The 18684-nt window shown below is 53.1% G+C and carries 19 protein-coding genes and 1 pseudogene; all 20 read left to right on the plus strand.

The window, feature by feature from the left end:
- The first annotated feature begins 4 nt into the window (after positions 1–4).
- Positions 5–1036, plus strand: coding sequence for a phosphate acyltransferase PlsX (gene plsX / locus HGKM_RS05405; protein WP_019134331.1), 1032 nt, complete (start codon positions 5–7; stop codon positions 1034–1036).
- On the plus strand, positions 1029–1763 hold the full coding sequence (gene rnc / locus HGKM_RS05410) for a ribonuclease III (protein WP_019134332.1): 735 nt from the start codon (positions 1029–1031) through the stop codon (positions 1761–1763). The genes plsX and rnc overlap by 8 nt, the downstream gene beginning before the upstream one ends.
- Complete coding sequence (gene smc, locus HGKM_RS05415; protein WP_154645931.1) at positions 1756–5298, plus strand: chromosome segregation protein SMC; 3543 nt, start codon at positions 1756–1758, stop codon at positions 5296–5298. The genes rnc and smc overlap by 8 nt, the downstream gene beginning before the upstream one ends.
- A gap of 2 nt (positions 5299–5300) precedes the next feature.
- Positions 5301–6215, plus strand: a complete 915-nt coding sequence (gene ftsY, locus HGKM_RS05420) for a signal recognition particle-docking protein FtsY (protein WP_019134334.1) — start codon at positions 5301–5303, stop codon at positions 6213–6215.
- A gap of 96 nt (positions 6216–6311) precedes the next feature.
- Complete coding sequence (locus HGKM_RS05425) at positions 6312–6665, plus strand: sigma factor-like helix-turn-helix DNA-binding protein (protein WP_019134335.1); 354 nt, start codon at positions 6312–6314, stop codon at positions 6663–6665.
- Between the two features lie 3 nt (positions 6666–6668).
- A complete protein-coding gene (gene ffh / locus HGKM_RS05430) occupies positions 6669–7997 on the plus strand; it encodes a signal recognition particle protein (RefSeq protein WP_019134336.1) in 1329 nt (442 codons plus the stop codon).
- Positions 7998–8006: 9 nt separating this feature from the next.
- Positions 8007–8255: pseudogene (gene rpsP / locus HGKM_RS09070) on the plus strand (30S ribosomal protein S16); the annotation flags it as partial.
- A 199-nt stretch (positions 8256–8454) separates the two neighbouring features.
- Entirely contained in the window at positions 8455–8694 is a 240-nt protein-coding gene (locus HGKM_RS05440; RefSeq protein WP_034579025.1) for a KH domain-containing protein, read from the plus strand.
- The gene (gene rimM, locus HGKM_RS05445) at positions 8687–9208 is read left to right on the plus strand and encodes a ribosome maturation factor RimM (protein ID WP_019134339.1); all 522 of its coding nucleotides are present in this window, start codon (positions 8687–8689) and stop codon (positions 9206–9208) included. Before HGKM_RS05440 ends, rimM begins: the two co-directional genes overlap by 8 nt.
- Positions 9198–9905 (plus strand): tRNA (guanosine(37)-N1)-methyltransferase TrmD, encoded by a 708-nt coding sequence (gene trmD, locus HGKM_RS05450; protein WP_019134340.1) that lies wholly within the window; start codon positions 9198–9200, stop codon positions 9903–9905. Before rimM ends, trmD begins: the two co-directional genes overlap by 11 nt.
- A 21-nt stretch (positions 9906–9926) precedes the next feature.
- Positions 9927–10274 carry a 50S ribosomal protein L19 gene (gene rplS / locus HGKM_RS05455; protein ID WP_019134341.1) on the plus strand — a complete coding sequence of 116 codons (348 nt, stop codon included), beginning with the start codon at positions 9927–9929 and terminating at the stop codon, positions 10272–10274.
- Between the two features lie 58 nt (positions 10275–10332).
- On the plus strand, positions 10333–11184 hold the full coding sequence (gene ylqF, locus HGKM_RS05460; protein WP_019134342.1) for a ribosome biogenesis GTPase YlqF: 852 nt from the start codon (positions 10333–10335) through the stop codon (positions 11182–11184).
- The gene (locus HGKM_RS05465) at positions 11174–11845 is read left to right on the plus strand and encodes a ribonuclease HII (protein ID WP_019134343.1); all 672 of its coding nucleotides are present in this window, start codon (positions 11174–11176) and stop codon (positions 11843–11845) included. The genes ylqF and HGKM_RS05465 overlap by 11 nt, the downstream gene beginning before the upstream one ends.
- The gene (locus tag HGKM_RS05470; RefSeq protein WP_019134344.1) at positions 11811–12272 is read left to right on the plus strand and encodes a YraN family protein; all 462 of its coding nucleotides are present in this window, start codon (positions 11811–11813) and stop codon (positions 12270–12272) included. Before HGKM_RS05465 ends, HGKM_RS05470 begins: the two co-directional genes overlap by 35 nt.
- Positions 12272–13378 carry a DNA-processing protein DprA gene (gene dprA / locus HGKM_RS05475; protein WP_019134345.1) on the plus strand — a complete coding sequence of 369 codons (1107 nt, stop codon included), beginning with the start codon at positions 12272–12274 and terminating at the stop codon, positions 13376–13378. The genes HGKM_RS05470 and dprA overlap by 1 nt, the downstream gene beginning before the upstream one ends.
- A gap of 39 nt (positions 13379–13417) precedes the next feature.
- Positions 13418–15511 (plus strand): type I DNA topoisomerase, encoded by a 2094-nt coding sequence (topA, locus tag HGKM_RS05480; protein WP_019134346.1) that lies wholly within the window; start codon positions 13418–13420, stop codon positions 15509–15511.
- 183 nt (positions 15512–15694) lie between these two features.
- Positions 15695–16537 carry a 30S ribosomal protein S2 gene (gene rpsB / locus HGKM_RS05485; RefSeq protein WP_019134347.1) on the plus strand — a complete coding sequence of 281 codons (843 nt, stop codon included), beginning with the start codon at positions 15695–15697 and terminating at the stop codon, positions 16535–16537.
- 60 nt (positions 16538–16597) lie between these two features.
- A complete protein-coding gene (gene tsf, locus HGKM_RS05490) occupies positions 16598–17263 on the plus strand; it encodes a translation elongation factor Ts (RefSeq protein ID WP_019134348.1) in 666 nt (221 codons plus the stop codon).
- A gap of 93 nt (positions 17264–17356) precedes the next feature.
- A complete protein-coding gene (gene pyrH, locus HGKM_RS05495; protein WP_019134349.1) occupies positions 17357–18073 on the plus strand; it encodes a UMP kinase in 717 nt (238 codons plus the stop codon).
- A gap of 50 nt (positions 18074–18123) precedes the next feature.
- Positions 18124–18675, plus strand: a complete 552-nt coding sequence (gene frr, locus HGKM_RS05500) for a ribosome recycling factor (protein WP_019134350.1) — start codon at positions 18124–18126, stop codon at positions 18673–18675.
- Positions 18676–18684 lie beyond the last annotated feature (9 nt).

Genomic DNA, 18684 nt, shown 5'->3' on the forward strand with positions numbered 1-18684 from the left:
AATGATGACGAAGATTGTAATTGATGGACTTGGCGCAGACCGGGGGCCCAAGATGGTGGCCCAGGGACTGGCCTTGGCCATGAAAAAAAATCCGAATTTTCAGGCCGTCTTGGTTGGTCCAAAGGATGACTTTACCCCCCTCCTTGAGGAATATGGGGATCGGATCGAATGGATCGGGAGTGACCAGGCCATCTCCAATGATGAATCTCCGGTTATGGCCATCCGGAGGAAAAAAGACGCCTCCATGGTCCTGGCCTTCCACCGGCTCAATGCAGAGGATGCCCAGGTCCTCCTTTCTGCAGGTTCTACCGGGGCTCTTCTCGCCGGGGCAACCTTCATCACCAAACGCCTGGAGGGGGTCAAGCGTTGCTGCCTGGCCGCCATCCTGCCCAATGTGACGGGCAGGGACATCATCCTTGCCGATGCGGGCGCCAATATGGATACGACCCCGGAGATGCTGGTTCAATTTGCTGTCCTGGCCTCCGCCTATGCCAAGTCCGGTCTGGGGATTGACCGGCCCCGGATTGCGACACTGAGCGTTGGGGCGGAAGACCACAAGGGGGATGACCGGGTCCTGAAAACGGCCGAACTCCTTAGAAAGACCGACCTTCTCTACATAGGGAATGCGGAAGCCCGGGACCTCCTCAACCTGGATGGGGAGGTCCTCATCTGCGACGGATTTGCCGGCAATGTTGCCGTAAAAACAGCAGAAGGGACGGCGGCCACCCTCCTGGGCCTGGTTAAGGAGGCCATCATGGAGGGGGTCGGGACCAAGCTGGGGGGGCTTCTTTTGAAAAAGTCCCTGAAAGCCAAGCTCTCTCCCCTGGACTATACCCGCCACGGAGGAGCTCCCTTGCTGGGCGCCCGGAAGCCGGTATTCAAGGCCCACGGGAACGCCAGTCCGGAGACCTTCGCCCTGGCTATCCAGGAGGCTCTGGATTATGCGGAAGCCCATGTAGAAGGAGAGGTAGAGAAGGATTTGGCGAGGATCATGGCTCAAATCCAGGAGCCTGGTGAAAGTGGGACCCATGAATAAGAGGGGAAGGGAAAGGGAATTGGCCTTGGATAACTTCCAGGACCGTCTGGGTTACCATTTCCGTCAAAGAGCCTTCCTGGACCGGGCTCTGGTCCACACCTCCTTTGTCAATGAATGCAAGCAGGAAGGGGTGGAATCCAATGAGCGCCTGGAATTTTTAGGGGATGCGGTTTTGGAACTCCTGGTTTCCGACCTCCTCTTCCGGGCCTTTCCGGATGAGCCTGAGGGGGTCCTCACCAAGAAAAGGATCCAGATGGTCTGTGAGCCCTCCTTTGCCTTCCTGGGACGGTCCTGGGGTCTGCCCGACCTCATGGTCCTGGGCAATGGGGAGGAACAACAGGGGGGGAGGAAGAAGGACTCCATCGTCTCGGATGCCTTTGAAGCCCTTTGCGGGGCCATCTACCTGGACGGAGGTTATGATTTCCTCTACACGACCCTGAAAGCCTACCTTCCCAAACTGGAAGACTTGGAAGAAAAGGACCATTCTCTCTTTCTAAACTACAAGTCAGCCTTCCAGGAAAGGGTCCAGAAGGCGGGAAAGACCTTTGAATACAAGCTGGTTGGAGAAGAAGGACCTCCCCATGATAAAATCTTCCGGGTCCAGGTCTTCGTAAATGGACGAAAGTTAGCCCAGGGGGAAGGAAAGTCAAAAAAAGCAGCCGAGCAGGATGCGGCCAAGGCCGCTTTGGAAAAGATGAAAAGAAAAGGTTGTGACAGCATTGCCTAGACTGAAATATCTGGAAATGTACGGGTTTAAGTCCTTTGCGGAAAAGACCCGCCTTTCCTTTGACAAGGACTTCGTGGCCATTGTTGGTCCCAACGGGTCAGGAAAATCAAATATTTCAGATGCCGTTCGCTGGGTCTTGGGGGAACTTTCCGCCAAGTCCATCCGTGGAGAGAAAATGGAGGACGTCATCTTTGCCGGGAGTCGCTGGCACAAGCCCATGAATATGGCCCAGGTGACCCTGGCCTTTGATAACTCAGATGGAGGGATCGACCTCCCCTATGAGGAAGTGACGGTTTCCCGGAAGGTTTACCGGTCCGGGGAAAGCCAATACCTGATTAACCGGAACCAGGTTCGGCGGAAGGACGTCCGGAACCTCTTTTTTGATACGGGGATTGGAAAGGAGGGCTATTCCCTCATCGGCCAGGGAAGGATTGAAGACCTCTTGTCCAACCAGTCCGATGACCGGCGGGCCATTTTCGATGAGGCGGCCGGGATCGCCAAGTTCAAGTATAAGAAAAAGGAGGCTCTGGACCGGCTGGAAAAGACAGAAGACCACCTGGCTTCCCTCAGGATGGACCTTCGGGGAAAAGACCAGGAGGCCCGGATTCTCAAGATTCAGGCGGACAATGCCCGCAAGGGGGTTGCCCTGACCAGGGAGCTCAACCAGCATGAACTTTCCCTGGTGAAGAGCCAGCTGGACCGGGCAGACCGGACGGAAGAAGAAATCCTCGCTGACCGGGAGAGGGTAAAGAAGGAACTCCTGGAAGTGGAAGGCGAGCTGGATAAGGCTCTAGCCCTCTTGGCCCCCTTCCAGTCCTCCATTGACCGGGGAAGGGAAGAACTGGGAGAGTTGGAAGGCCGGTCCAGGACCCTGGAAAATAAGACCCTTGCCCTCCGCCAGGAAGTTTCCGTCCGCCAAGAGCAGGTGAAATTCTTTACCGGTGACTTGGAAAGGCTCAACCAGGCTATGGAAAACCGCCAAGTCCGGGTGGAGGGCCTGGAGGAGGACCGGTCCCAAGCTGACCGATCCATCCTTCGCCTGACCCAGGAAGTGGAGGACTTGAAGGCCCGGGTGGCCGGCCTTTCTCCGGAAGAAGGGGAGGAGGAAGGGAAGGATGGGGCTGAGGAGGCCCGAATCCGCCTGGAAAAAATCCGGGACCGCCTGTCCTTTCTCGAATATGAGAAGGAAAGGGCCCAGGCCCAGGACCGAAAACTCCAAGTCGACCAGGAAGCTAAGCGACAAGCGGCCAAGGAAGAAGAAGACCGCTTGAAGGGACTGGTCAGCAAAAAAGAAGATATCGACCGGTCTCAAAAGGACCTGTCCGATGAACTTAAGCGGACGGGCGAGGACCTTGCCCGAACCCTAGAGGACCTCCAGGCGGGGGAAGAGAAGATGGACCAGAACCGGGATAGCTACCGGGTCCTCCTGGAAGATCTGGCAGCCAAGCGGTCCCGCTTCCAGGTCCTCCAATCCCTCATCGATAATTTCGAAGGTTACCACCGGTCGGTCCAGGACCTCCTTCGCCTGGGGGAGAGAGAGCCGGAAGTGGGTCGGCGGATCATCGGCCCCCTGGCTGATCTGATTGAGGTTAAACCCTCCTATGAGAAGGCCATCGACGTGGCCTTAGGCCCTGCCCTTCAAAACATCGTGGTGGAGACCCAGGAAGACGGGAAGTTCCTGATCAATGTCCTCAAGAAAAAGGGAATAGGCCGGATCACCTTTCTCCCCAAGGACCGGATCCAGGGGACTCGCCCTCCCAAGATCCGGGAAGAGGAAGTGGCCTGCATGGGGATGGATGCCGTCCTCTTTTCTGAGGATCTCCGCCCCATTATGGAACATTTCCTGGCAAAAACGGTCTTCACCAAGGACCTGGATGATGCGGTCGTCCTATCCAAAAAAAAGCTCCCAGGGATCCGGATCGTATCCCTTCAAGGGGATGTCATCCATTCCTGGGGATCTATGGTGGGTGGAAAGACCTACCAGCGCAATGAGGGATCTTTGATCAACCGGGAGACCCAGGTCAAGAAGCTCAAGGAGGAGATGGAGGATCTCCGGAAGGAAATCCTCCGGAAGGAGGACCTCCTCCGTAGGTCGGAGGAAGACCGGGCCCTCCTGTTGGAAAAGAGGGAGGACCTTGACCGGGTCCTGGCCCAAATTCGGGAGAGAAGGGAGGAACTTCTGGAAGAAGGGGCCCGACTTTCCACCGAGATCGGCCTTTGCCGGGATGCCTATGACCGCCTCCAGACCTTCCTCCAGCAAAAATCCACCTTCTCCTTGGAAGATTATGAAGAAGAAAGGGAAAGATTGGTCGTCGACAGGGATAAGGCCCAGGAAGCCTTGGACCTTGCCCTGGAAAAGGCACGGGCCTCCATGGCCCTAGCCCATGAGAGGGAGAAAGAAAGGGCCCTCCTGACCGACCGACTCAGCTTCAAGGAAAGGGACTTGGTTTTAGAGAAGAACCGGCTGGCGGATATCCAGGAGCGTTTGGAAGTTAGCCTCCAGGAGGATACGGCCGACAAGGAAGAGAGGACCGGTCTCCTCGCTCGAATGGCGGACAATGAGGCTTTCTTAAAAGAGGCCGAGGAAAAAGAGAAAAAATGGGCCGAGGAGGCCGATCGACTCGTCCTTGACCGCCAGGCCCTTGAAGGAGAGAGGGCCAAGCTGGAAGAGAAGATTGCTGACCAGGTCAAGCGGAAGGAGACCGGTTTGGCCCGGAAAAATGAACTGGAGAAAGAAGACTACCAGCTGGGCCTCCGCCTGGACCAGGTGAGGAACCGGAAGGCGGAGATCCGGGAAGACTATCGGGCAAGCTATGACCTATCCTTGGAAGCCGTCGAGGAACGTTTGAATAAGCTGATTCCGGTGGAGACTACCCGGTCCAAGGTTAATGACATTAAAAAGGAACTGTCCAGGATCGGCTTCTTTAACTATGAATCCATTGAGGCCTATGAGGAATTAGCCAAGGAAGTGGACTTCCTCCACCAGCAGGTTAAAGACCTGAAAAAGTCCGAAGAAGATATCCGGGAGATGGTCAGCGACTTGGACCGGGTCATGAAGGAACGCTTCCAGACGGCCTTTGAGGAAATCAACCGGGAGTATAACCGGATCTTCCAAGTTCTCTTTAACGGAGGCCAGGCCAAGCTTACACTGGATTCGGAGGATACCCTGCAGGCCGGGATCGACATCCAGGCCCAACCTCCGGGCAAGAAGCTTCAGTCTCTGGCCCTCCTGAGTGGTGGAGAGCGGTCCATGACGGCCCTAGCCCTTATGTTCGCCATCTTCTCCATCCATCCTGCCCCCTTCTGCTTCCTGGATGAAATTGATGCCTCTTTGGATGAGGCCAATATCGGCCGCTATGTCCGTTTCATTAAAACATTGACGGAAGGGACCCAGTTCATCATCATCACCCACCGGAAGACCACCATGGAGCCGGCGGATATGCTCTACGGGATCACCATGGATAAGGGAATTACACGGGTGGTGTCCTTGCGCTTTGACCAGATTGAAGAAGAGATTAGTGGGGAAGGAGCCTAACAATGGGATTTTTTGACAAACTGAAGGAAGGCCTGTCCAAAACAAGGGACAGTTTTGCCGGGGCCGTGGACAATATCGTCAATGGTCGGGCTACGATCGACGATGATATGTTCGATGACCTGGAAGAAACCCTGGTCATGGCGGATATCGGTTTCGATTCCTCCATGGCTATCATTGATGACCTGAGGGATCGGGTGGCCAAAGAAAGGATCCGGGAGACGGATGGGGTCATCCAGGCTCTCAAGGAGATCATGGCCCAGAGGCTTTTGACCGACTCTGCCGTGACCGACATTGTCCGGAGGGAGGGACCCACCGTTCTCCTGGTCATCGGAGTAAACGGGGTGGGGAAGACTACCACCATCGCCAAGATTGCTAATTACCTGAAAAGTCAAGGGAAGTCCGTCCTCCTCTGCGCCGGAGACACCTTCCGGGCTGCCGCCATCGACCAGATTCAAATGTGGGCCGACCGGGTCGGGGTTCCCTTAGTAAAAAAGGAAGAAGGTTCCGATCCCGCTTCGGTTGTTTTTGACGGGATCCAGGAGGCCAAGAACCGGTCCAGCGATGTCCTGATTATTGATACGGCCGGCCGCCTCCACAACAAGAAGAACCTCATGAAGGAGCTGGAGAAAATCCACTCCATCATCGAAAGGGAGTATGGGGAAGCCTGCCTGGAATCCCTCCTGGTATTGGATGCCTCGACGGGACAAAATGCGGTCCTTCAAGCCAAGGCCTTTAATGAGGTGACGAATATTACGGGCCTGGTCTTGACCAAGCTCGATGGGACGGCAAAAGGTGGGGTGGTTTACCCCCTCCAGCATGAGTGTCAGGTACCGGTCCAGTGGATCGGGGTTGGGGAAGGGATGGACGACCTCCGTCCTTTCGACCCGGCTTCTTTTGTCGAAGCGATTTTTTCCTGACCGTTTTATAAAAAAGCCTCCCCTGTCAAGTAAAAAGACTTGACAGGGGAGGCTTTCCTGTTTAGAATAGGAACGTTGATAAAAGGAGGACGAGTCATGGACCCAAATATTGAGATCGGCTTGCTCTTGTCGGCTTACGGTTCCCTATTGACCGATAACCAGGAAGACCTGATGGAAGCCTACTATTTCAATGACCTCTCCCTCCAGGAAATTGCCGACAATGCCGGGATCTCCAAGCAGGCCGTTTCCGACCAGGTTGGGAAAGCAAGGACCAAGTTGAGAAAGATGGAGGACAAGGTCCACCATGTGGAGATGGTCCTGGCTTGCCAATCAGTGATTGAAGATTTGGACCGGACGGTCGATGGACTGGATCCTGAAGTTGCCGATCAAATCAAGCCCCTTATCAACCAACTTAATACCATCCTCTTTAAGGAAAGGAGGGAAGGCTGATTTATGTTTGAAAATTTAGCAGACCGCTTGCAAAACACCTTTGCCAAGCTAACCGGAAAAGGCCGCCTTTCCGAAGCAGACATTGACCAGGCTATGCGGGAAATTCGTCTGGCCCTCTTGGAAGCGGATGTCAACTACAAGGTTGTGAAGAAGTTCGTCAAGGACGTCAAAGACAAGGCCATGGGAGAGGACATTATGAAGTCCTTAACGCCCGGCCAGATGGTGGTCAAGATCGTTCGTGAAGAGCTGGTCGCCCTCATGTCCGATGATAACCAGGCTTTGACCTACTCCTCTCCACCTACGGTTATCCTTCTCTGCGGACTTCAAGGTGCAGGGAAGACCACTCATGCGGGGAAGTTGGCCAAGTTCTACATCAAAAAAGGCCACCGCCCCCTCCTGATTGCCTGTGACGTTTACCGCCCGGCCGCCATCGACCAGTTGAAGGTGGTGGGGAAACAGGCAGGAGCCCAAGTCTTCACCCGGCCGACTGACCAATCCCCTGTCGATATTGCCAAAGAAGGGGTCTGGGAGGCCAAAAAAACGGGACACGACATCGCCATCATCGACACGGCGGGTCGCCTCCAAATTGACCGGGACTTAATGCAAGAGCTCCGGGATATCAAAGCAGCGGTTCCCGTCCAAGAAACCCTCCTGGTGGTCGATGCCATGACCGGCCAGGAAGCGGTGAATGTGGCGGATACCTTTAATAAAGAGATTGAACTCACCGGCATTATCCTTTCCAAGATGGACGGCGATGCCCGGGGAGGAGCGGCCCTGTCCGTCCGGGCCGTAACCGAAAAGCCCATCAAACTAGTGGGTACGGGAGAGAAGCTGGACGACCTGTCCGAATTTTACCCCGACCGGATTGTCTCCCGGATCCTAGGGATGGGGGATGTCCTCACCCTGATTGAAAAGGCTGAGGCCTCGCTCGATGAGGAAAAGGCCCGGGAGATGGAGGCCAAGCTCCGGAAGTCCCAGATGGACCTGAATGACTTTTATGACCAGATCCAACAGATGAAGAAGCTGGGCCCCTTGGAAGATATCCTGGGCATGATCCCGGGACTCAATCAAAAGGCGATAGCGGGAATGAATGTGGATGATAAACAAATCGTCCACATCGAAGCGATCCTCACGTCAATGACCGATGAAGAGCGCAGGAATCCCGATATAATAAATAGCTCAAGGCGTGAGCGTATCGCAAAGGGTGCCGGAACGTCTCCGGTGACCGTCAACCGTCTCCTAAAGCAGTTCAAGGAGACAAAGAAGATGATGAAGCAGATGAACAAGCTGAAAAAGAACAAGAAAAACCCCTTCCAGCGGTTTTTCAAGTAGGAGGAATGCATGGCTGTAAAAATTAGAATGAAACGCATTGGTGCAAAAAAGAGACCCTTTTACCGGATTGTTGTTGCCGACTCCCGTCGGGCCGTTAAGGGCAAGTTCATTGAAGAGATCGGCTTCTACAACCCCATTTCCGATCCCCGGATGTTCCGGATTAACGCCGATAAGGTCAAGGAATGGATGAGCAATGGAGCCAAGCCTTCGGATACCGTTAACCGCCTGTTTAAGGAGTATGGTGTCTATGAAGGGAAGGGAATCATTGAGCAGGGTTGCTCCAATGAAGCCAAACCTAAGAAGCACTATGACGCTGAACCCCTGCCTCCCAAGGAAGAAGCCGTAGAAGCTCCTGAAGAGGATGACCAGGAGGAAGCGGAAGCTCCGGAAGAAGCGGAAGCGGAGACACAAGAGGCTGAAGCTGGCGAAGAAGCCACAGAAGAAGCGGAATAATTCCATGAGAGATTTATTGGAGATGATGGCAAAAAGTCTGGCTGACCACAAAGAAGACATCCAAATCGAAGAGCATTCCGAGGGCGGTGTCGTTGACTTAACCTTAAAGGTCAATCCCGAAGATATGGGTAAGGTCATCGGAAAGCAAGGCCGGATTGCCAATTCCATGCGACAAATTCTAAAGGCTTGTGCCATTAAAGAAAATGTGAAAGTCAGCTTGGAGATCGCTTCTCTCGATGAGTAATCCGGTATTTTTGGGTCAGGTTGTCCGACCCCATGGTGTAAGAGGGGGACTTAAGATCAAGGTTTCCGATGAGCGCCCTAACCGCTTTCAGGCGGGTCAAACCATCCTTTTAAAGGGACCGAGAGAAAGGGGAGAAGGACAGACCTTTCAGGTCAAGTCCTATTCGGAAGAGGGCCTTTTCGGCATTCTCTATCTGGAAGGCTGTCAGACCCTGGACCAGGCGGAAGCCCTGAGGGAATTTTCTCTTTACGTCGACCGGACCGACCTCCCCGACCTTCCCAAGGACCGCTTTTATATCCTGGACCTGGAAGGTTTGGATGTGGTGAATGAAGAAGGTCTGGACCGGGGTAGAGTGGAATCCGTAATATCCACATGGGCCAATGACGTTCTGTCCCTTCGATACCAGGGACGGGAGGTCCTCATCCCCTTTGTCAAAGCCTTTATCCGGGAAGTTGACTTGGACCGTCAGCAAATCGTCATCCATGAATGGGAAGGACTCTTTGATGAAAATTGATATCCTGACTCTTTTCCCCGACATCTTCACCATTATGGAATCCTATGGGGTGATCGGCCGGGCCATGAAAGAAAAGAAACTGGATATTCAAGTAACTAACATCCGAGACTTCACCTACGACAAGCACCGGACAGTTGATGCCGGCGTTTTCGGGGGAGCCCCCGGCATGCTCATGAAGGCAGAGCCGGTTGTGGAATCCCTGGAGTCGGTCAAGGGGGAGGATGGACATATCATCTATCTCTCTCCCCAAGGGAAGGTCCTGGACCAGGATAAGGCCAGGGACCTGGCGAAAATGCCCCACTTGGTCCTCCTTTGCGGCCATTATGAGGGGGTTGATTCCCGGGTGGTCAACCACTTTGTGGATGAGGAGATTTCCATCGGTGATTATGTCTTGACCGGCGGGGAACTTCCAGCCATGGTCCTGATTGATAGCGTGGTCCGCTGGATTGACGGGGTTCTGGGAAATGAAGAATCGGCATCGACCGATTCCCTGGCCAATGGCCTTCTCCAGCATGACGAATTCACCAAGCCCAGAGATTTTCGAGGCTATCTCGTTCCGGAGGTTCTTCTTTCCGGAAACCATAAGGCGATTGCCGAGTGGAGGGAGGCATCGGCCCTGGAAAACACCAAGAAGAAGCGACCTGATTTATACCAAAAATACTGCCAAGAAAATCCACCATCGAAGAAGAATCTTTGAGAGAATACTGAGGAGGTAAGAATGGACTACATTAAAGAGCTCGAACAGGAGCAAATGAGAAAAGAAATGCCTGAATTCCGCGTGGGCGATACCGTCAAGGTCCACTACAGGGTCAAGGAAGGATCCCGCGAGCGTATTCAGATTTTTGAAGGTACTGTGATTAAAAGACAAGGTGGGGGCATGAATGAAACCTTCACCGTCCGTCGTCTGTCCTATGGCGTGGGTGTAGAGCGTACCTTCCTGGTTCACTCCCCCAGAGTAGAGGAGATTGAAGCTACCCGCCGGGGTAAGGCGCGCAGAGCCAAGCTCTTTTACCTTAGAAACCGTGTCGGTAAGCGGGCTAAGGTTAAGGAAAAGAAGGAATATTAAATTCTTCCGCCAGCGTTTGGTCCAACCAGACGCTGGTTTTTTCTAGGAAGGAGGTCCTATGAATATCAATTGGTTTCCCGGCCATATGAAAAAAGCCACAGACCGGATCAAAACCCAGTTTGACCAGGTGGATCTATCCTGTGAAGTCCTGGATGCCCGGATTCCCGAGTCTTCAAGAAACCGGGCCCTGGAAGCCATTACGGCAAGTAAACCCAGGCTCATCATCCTGAATAAAGCCGACCTGGCGGACCCTGACAAAACCAAGGCCTGGATGGAGGCTCTTGAAAGGAAAGACCAATCCGTCCTGGCCCTCAATGCCAGGGATGAGGACTTTTCCGCTATTGTGGAAAAGCGGGCTAAGGTCCTCTGCCGGCCCATCCTGGAGAAAAGAAGAGAAAAAGGACTTCAAAACCGGGAGATCCGGATGATGGTATTTGGGATCCCTAATTCCGGCAAGTCCACCTTTATCAACAAGCTATCCGGACGGAAAAGTGCGAAAACGGGAGACCGGCCGGGGGTCACCACAGCCAACCAGTGGATTAAGACCCCAACTGACCTCCTCCTCTTGGATACCCCGGGCATTATGGTCAAGAAGATGGGACGGACCCAGGGCCTTCATTTATCCTGGACCGGGGCCATCAAAGAGGAGGTTCTTAACCTCCAGGAAATCGGCTATGCCTTCATCAACTTTATGGTCGATCACTATGGAGAAGTCCTGGTAGACCGCTATGACCTCCCTGCCGGCCTATCCGGTCTGGAGGCCATGGACCGGATTGGGAAAAAAATGGGGGCCAAGGTGGGGGGCTATACGGACTATGACCGGGTATCCGCCAGGCTTTTAGATGACTTTCAAAAGGGAAAGCTGGGTCGGATCAGCTTGGAGATTCCGGAGGATAAGGATGAAGCGTGACCACTGGACACCGGAAGACCAGGAGGCCCTGGAAAAAGAAATGGAAAGGGTTAATTTGGTCTGCGGTATTGATGAAGTGGGACGGGGCCCCATTGCCGGACCGGTTCTTGCCTGTGCTATTATTATGCCGAGCGGTGAACCGATACCGGGTGTCAAGGATTCCAAGAAGCTGACGGAGAAAAGGCGGGAATCCTTATATGACAGGATCCTCTCTCAATGTTTAGCATGGGGGATTGGGATGCGGGATGAAAGGGCAATTGACCAAATGAATATCCGCCAGGCCACTCTGGCGGCCATGAAGGATGCCTTGGAAGGACTCCGGGACCGAGAAGGTAAGCCTGTGGTTCCGGACCTGGTCCTTGTGGATGCGGAGAAGGTGAAGACTAGCCTTCCACAGCGATCCATTATCAAGGGAGATGACCGAGTCTATGCCATCTCCTGTGCTTCCATTATTGCCAAGGTAACCCGGGACCGGATGATGGTCCAATACGGGAAGGAATTCCCGGAATATGGCTTTGAAAGTCACAAGGGCTACGGCACCAAGAAGCATTACGAGGCCATCGAGAAATACGGATTATTGCCCATCCACCGCATGTCTTTTATCCACAGAGAGGGATTATTCAAGCATGCAGGATGTCAAGAAAAGGAAGACCGGCCATGAGGGATCCGGTCAGAAAATAGAAAAAGCCCCTTCGGATGGGAGTTTCCAAATTAGTCAGATGACGGAGGGAGAGAAAGGCCGATGGGGAGAGGAGGCGACTGCTATTTATTACCAATCCCAGGGCTTCCAAGTTCTGGAAAGAAATTACCGGTCTCCCTTTGGCGAAATCGACCTCATCGTCAGCCGGGAAGACTGCCTCCGCTTTGTGGAGGTCAAGGCCCGGACCAGGTCCAAGTATGGGCGGCCTGCCGATTTTGTCGACCGGCGAAAGCGGGATAAAATCCGCCGGACGGCCTTTCATTTTCTCTCCCGACAATCCAGACAAGGGACCTGGACCTACTATCTTTTTGATGTAGTTGAGGTCAACCTGAGGGAGAAAACCATCCACCGGATTCCGAACGCCTTTGCTCTGAAAGAAGGAGCCTGATGGTTTGGCCCAGGAGTCCGGAAGAAAAGGAGGTCCTACGAGCCAGGCTGATTGACCTTTCTCTAACCGGCTCGGACCCCATGGCTCTTTCCCGGGCCATGTTGGCTGACTTGAAATCGGAGGAGGTGGATCTCTCCTCTCTTCCGGCTAAACCGGCCCGGCTCTACCAATATTTGAAAGAGGGGAATAATGGTGACCGGCAGCCCGACCCTAGGCCGGATCCTTCCTATTGGATCCTCACTTACCTGGATCCTGACTACCCCGCCCTCCTCCGGGAGATGGCTGATCCCCCTGCCGTTCTTTACGGTAGGGGTCAAAAGGAAGTTCTATCGGGTCCCTGCCTGACTATGGTAGGAACCCGGAAGGCCTCCAACTATGGCTTAAGTGTTGCCAACCGTTTTGCCAGGAACCTGGCCTCGGCAGGTCTGGTCATTGTCTCCGGCCTGGCCCTGGGGATTGATGGAGCCTGTCACCGGGGAGCCCTGGAGGGGAAAGGTCGAACCCTGGCCGTTATGGCCTGTGGGATTGACCGGGTCTACCCGGCCAGCCACCGGAACCTGGCGGAGAGGATCTGCCGGGAAGGCGGAATCTTGACCGAATACCCGCCTGGAAGTCCACCCCTTAAGCACCACTTTATGAACCGGAACCGAATCTTATCCGGACTATCCATGGCCACCCTGGTGGTGGAAGCCCGGGACAAGTCCGGGACCATGATTACCTCCCGATTTGCCGGGGAACAGGGGAGGGACCTCTTTGCCATACCGGGGAACATCAACCAGCCCCGGTCTTCCGGCTGCAACTGGCTCATCCAACAAGGGGCCATGCTGGCCCAGCGGCCCTCGGATATCTTAATGGCCCTGAAAGGGAGGATCCCTTCAAGACCTCCTGAAAAAGACAAGTTGCGGGTAAAAACTCTGAATTTGCCAAAGGACCAGGTCTTGATATATGATAGGCTATCTTCCGGGCCCATGTATCCCGAACTTTTAATTCGGGAGCTGGGCGGAGAGCTTTCCGACATTTGGACGGTTTTGACCCTGATGGAAATGAAGGGGATTATCGAGAAGGATTTGTCCGGCCGTTATCAGATTCGGGAACGCATTTCATGAAATTTGTTCAATGATGAATTCGGATAGATAGGATGGATTATGACCAAGAAACTCGTGATTGTGGAATCACCGACGAAAACAAAAACTATATCCCGGATTCTCGGAAAGGACTATGAAGTCCTCGCTTCCAAAGGCCACCTCCGAGACCTTCCTAAGAGCCAGTTCGGCGTGGATATTGAAAATAATTTCGAGCCCAAATATATCAATGTCCGGGGAAAGGGATCCACCATTAATGCCCTGAAAAAGGCCAAGAAGAATGCCGATATCACCTATCTGGCCACCGACCCTGACCGGGAGGGCGAGGCCATCTCCTGGCACCTGGCCCATATCCTGGGCATGGACCCCCAGGAGAAGAATAGGATCTCTTTCCAGGAGATCACCCCATCGGGGGTTAAGCAGGGGATTGAAAACCCTCGTACCATTGATATGGACCTAGTTGATTCCCAGCAGGGTCGTCGGGTCATGGACCGGATTGTGGGCTATGAAATTTCACCCATCCTCTGGAAGAAGGTCAAGTCAGGCCTTTCTGCCGGCCGGGTCCAGTCCGTTGCTGTCAAAATTATTGTGGACCGGGAAAGGGAGATTGAAAACTTCATCCCCCGGGAATACTGGACCATCCACGCTATCCATAATAAAAACAGGGTCAATTTTGAGAGCCAATTTATGGGGATGGATGAGGGTAAAAAGCTAAAGAAAGTGGATTTAGCGACGGAAGAGGAGGCCAAAGCCTTGGTTGAGAGCCTGGGCCCCGACTTCACGGTTAAATCCATAGAGAAGAAAAAGCGGATGAAGCGGCCCTACCCTCCCTTCACCACTTCCACCCTCCAACAGGAGGCCTCCCGACGGTTGAATTTCTCGACCTCCAAGACCATGATGGTGGCCCAACAGCTCTACGAAGGTCTTTCCACGGGGCATGGGGAAGTGGGTCTGATCACCTACATGAGAACAGACTCCACCCGCCTCTCCAAGGAGTTTACTTCTGCAGCCAAGGCCTATATCACGGAGACGTACGGAAAGAATTATGCCACCCAGGGGATTTCCTATGCTTCGAAGAAGGCCAACCAGCAGGATGCCCATGAGGGGGTCCGGCCTACGGATGTTACCCGGGATCCCCAAAGCATCCGGTCCTACCTGACCAATGACCAGTTCCGCCTTTACGATTTGATCTGGCGGAGGGCGGTAGCCTCCCAGATGAAGTCCGCCTCCTACCAGGCAACCACAGTGGATATGGTCAATGCCGGTGCCCTCTTTCGGGTCAACGGTGTGGAGCCCAACTTTGACGGCTTCCAGAAGGTCTGGCCCATCCAGGAAAAGTCCCTCATCCTTCCGGAGATCCTCCAGGGTGAGACCCTCAAAGCGGTGAAGCTGGACAAGCGTCAGCATTTTACCCAGCCCCCTGCCCGTTACTCCGAAGCCTCCCTGGTTCAAACCTTGGAGAAAAACGGAATCGGCCGTCCATCCACCTATGCCCAGGTGATCAAGTCCATCCAAAAGCGGCTCTATGTCAAGTTGGAGGATAAGCGCTTCCAGCCCACTGAACTGGGAAGAAAAGTCAATGATTTTATGGAAGAAAATTTTGAAAAAATTATTAACATCAACTTTACCGCCCAAATGGAAGACCGCTTGGACCAGGTGGCTGAGGGGGAACTGGATTGGCAAAAGATGGTAGGGGATTTCTATGCTGTCTTCGAAAAGAACCTGGCCAAAGCCAAGGAAGATGACCGGTCCTATCGGATTAAAGATGAGCCTACCGGGGAGAAGTGTCCGGAATGCGGTCATGACCTTGTCTATAAGCACGGGAGGAATGGTAAGTTTATCGGTTGCTCTAATTTCCCCGACTGCACCTTCACCAAGTCCATTGTGAAAAAAATAGGGGTGAAGTGCCCCAAGGACGGAGGAGAGATCATCGAAAAGGTCTCCAAGCGGGGGAAGGTTTTTTATGGCTGCCAGAACTACCCCAAGTGCGACTATGCCACATGGGATAAGCCGACCGGGGAGACCTGCCCCAAGTGCGGTGACCTTCTGGTCCACCGGAAGAATCGGAGGGAGGATCTGGTGATCTGCGCCAATGAAGATTGCCCAAACCACAATTTTGACCAAAGGGAAGGGAAGAAAGACAAGAAAAAATCATAAAAAGAGGGGTGGAGACTTGAAAAATGCCCCTTTCTGCTTGTCGGATTGACCTTTTTACGCTATAATAACCGGGTATGTCACACAGTTCTCGAATATCCATAGCCGTGTGTCACCGGGCTTATTTCGGTGATTGGTGCGGATTTGAGAGGGCTGGAAGTTTAACACAATAGGAGGAAATTTCTTATGTCCGTAGTATCCATGAAAGCTTTGCTGGAAGCCGGTGTCCATTTCGGCCACCAAACTCGTCGTTGGAACCCCAAGATGTCTCCCTATATCTTCACCGAAAGAAACGGGATCCACATCATCGACCTGCAGAAGACCATCCGGATGATTGACGATGCTTATGAGGCAGTTCGTCAGGCCGCTGAAGATGGCGGAAAGATCCTCTTTGTCGGGACCAAAAAGCAGGCCCAGGACTCCATCGAACTCCAGGCCAAGCGTTGCAACATGTACTATGTCAACCAGCGTTGGTTGGGCGGTATGCTGACCAACTATCAAACCATCCGCAAGTCCATCGACCGTCTGGAAGAGATTGCAAAAATGTCTGAAGACGGAACCTTTGACCTTCTGCCAAAGAAGGAAGTTGCCCAACTCGAACATGAATATGAGCGCCTGGACCGCTTCCTGGGTGGAATTAAAGATATGGGTGGCTTGCCCGACCTGATCTACATCGTTGACCCCAAGAAAGAGCACATTGCCATCAACGAAGCCAAGAAACTGGGCATCCCCGTTGTCGCCATCCTGGACACCAATGCGGATCCTGATGAAGTGGATTACCCCATCCCCGGAAACGATGATGCCATCCGTTCGGTCAAGCTGATTACCCAGACCATGGCTGACGCTGTCCTGGAAGGAAAACAAGGCGTTCAAATGGATGACGAAGAATCCCCTGCCGAAGAGGATGATAGCCAGGTTGAGGTTGAAGAAGAAGCCAAAGAAGATGAGGCCCCCGAAGAAGTGAGCCAGGACCTGACCGAAGAAGACGTTGAGGTTGGACAGGAATTGGATCACGCTGAAGAAGAATAAGCTAGGCAGCAATTTTGGCTGTTGGTTAACAATCGTTACCTGTAGAGAAAGGGAGCAAATATGAAAATTACTGCTGGATTGGTAAAAGAACTCCGTGAAATGACCGGTGCCGGTATGATGGATTGTAAGAAAGCTTTAGTGGAAGCGGACGGAGACGTTAACAAGGCCTCCGATATCCTTCGTGAAAAGGGCATTGCCAAATCGGCCAAGAAGAGTGACCGGATTGCGGCAGAAGGCCTGATCGACACTTATGTTCATAACGGCCGGATCGGCGTTATGGTAGAGGTCAACACCGAGACCGACTTTGCCGCCCGTAACGAAGAGTTTATTCAGTTTGTCCACCAGCTCTGCTTGCACATTGCTTCGATGAACCCCAAGTACGTTTCCCAGGCTGACGTTCCTGAAGAAGAGGTCAACCATGAGAAGGAAATCCTGACCCAGCAGGCCATGAATGAAGGACAGAACATTCCGGAAGACCGCCGTCGCTTCGTCGCTGAGAAGAAGGTGGAAGGCCGGATGGGCAAGTACTTTGAGGAAATCTGCCTCCTGGACCAGAAGTTCATCCTGGATACCGATAAGTCCGTGGATACCATCCGCAAGGAACTCATTTCCAAGATCGGTGAAAACATCGTCATCCGTCGTTTTGTCCGCTATGAGGTGGGCGAGGGTCTGGAAAAGAGAGAAGAGAACTTTGCTGAGGAAGTGGCCAAGCAGATTAACGGCTAAGATTTACGTATTGATAAAATATGAGAGGAAGGGTCTGAGACCCTTCCTCTTTTTTATGGTAAAATTAAAAGGATCAAATAGGGAGGGGGGATTATGTTTTCCTATCGACGAATTGTCTTAAAACTATCGGGTGAAGCCATGGCCGGACCCAACCGGGTTGGCCTGGATGATGAAACCATTGAAGAGATCGCCCGATCCATCCAAGAAGTCCATGATTTAGGGATTGAAATGGCCATCGTTGTCGGTGGCGGGAACTTTTGGCGGGGACGGTCATCGACTTCTATTGAACGGGCCAGCTCTGACCACATGGGGATGCTGGGCACGGTCATCAACGCCCTCCGGCTTCAGGCTTCTTTAGAAAATTTAGGGGTGGAGACAAGGGTTCAAACGGCCATCCAGATGCAGGAAGTGGCTGAACCTTATATACGCCGCCGGGCCATCCGCCATATCGAAAAAGGAAGGATTGTCATTTTCGGCGCCGGAACCGGCCTGCCCTATTTTTCGACCGATACCACGGCAGCCCTGAGAGCTTTGGAAATTGATGCCGACTGCATCCTGGTCGGGAAAAAGGGAACCGATGGGGTCTATGACAAGGATCCCAACAAATTTAAGGATGCTCAAAAATTTGACCATTTAACTTATCGTGATGTCTTGACCATGGGCCTTACGGTCATGGACTCCACGGCAACCTCTCTGGCCATGGACAATGACCTCCCCATTCTGGTCTTCGGCATTGACCAACCGGAGAACATGGTGAAGGTCGCCCGGGGTCAAGACCTGGGAACAACCATTACCAGCGAGAATAACTAATATAATGCTGGCCTTCAGCATATCGACTTCCCAAGGAGAAAGGAATCAGTATGTATAAGAAAAGTGAACTCGAAAGTCAGATGAAAAAGTCCCTGGAATCCATGGAATACGATTTTAAGTACATCCGAGCCGGTAGAGCCAACCCCAACCTCCTGGATGCCATCAGCTTTTCCTATTATGGCGTGGAGACACCGATTAAGCAGGCTGCCACCATCAACGTGCCGGAAGCCCGCTTAATCACCATCACCCCCTGGGATAAGGCCAACCTGAAACCCATCGAGCAAGCCATCCTCAGCTCCGACCTGGGTATTACCCCCTCCAATGACGGAACGACCATTCGTCTTCCCTTCCCCCAATTAACGGAAGAGCGTCGGAAGGACCTGGTCAAAGAGGTCAATAAGCGGATGGAGGAGGGGAAGGTCGCTATCCGAAATATCCGCCGCGAAGGAATGGAAGAGATCAAAAAAGCCGAGAAAAACAAGGAGATGGCCGAGGATGACCGCTACCGTGCGGAAGATGATCTCCAAAAGCTGACCGATCGGTATATCGAAAAGATGGAAGAGATCACTAAGAATAAGGAAAAAGAGTTAATGGAAGTTTGAGTAAGGTTG

The organism is Kallipyga massiliensis ph2, from assembly GCF_000311985.1.
Taxonomy (GTDB): Bacteria; Bacillota; Clostridia; order Tissierellales; family Peptoniphilaceae; genus Kallipyga; species Kallipyga massiliensis.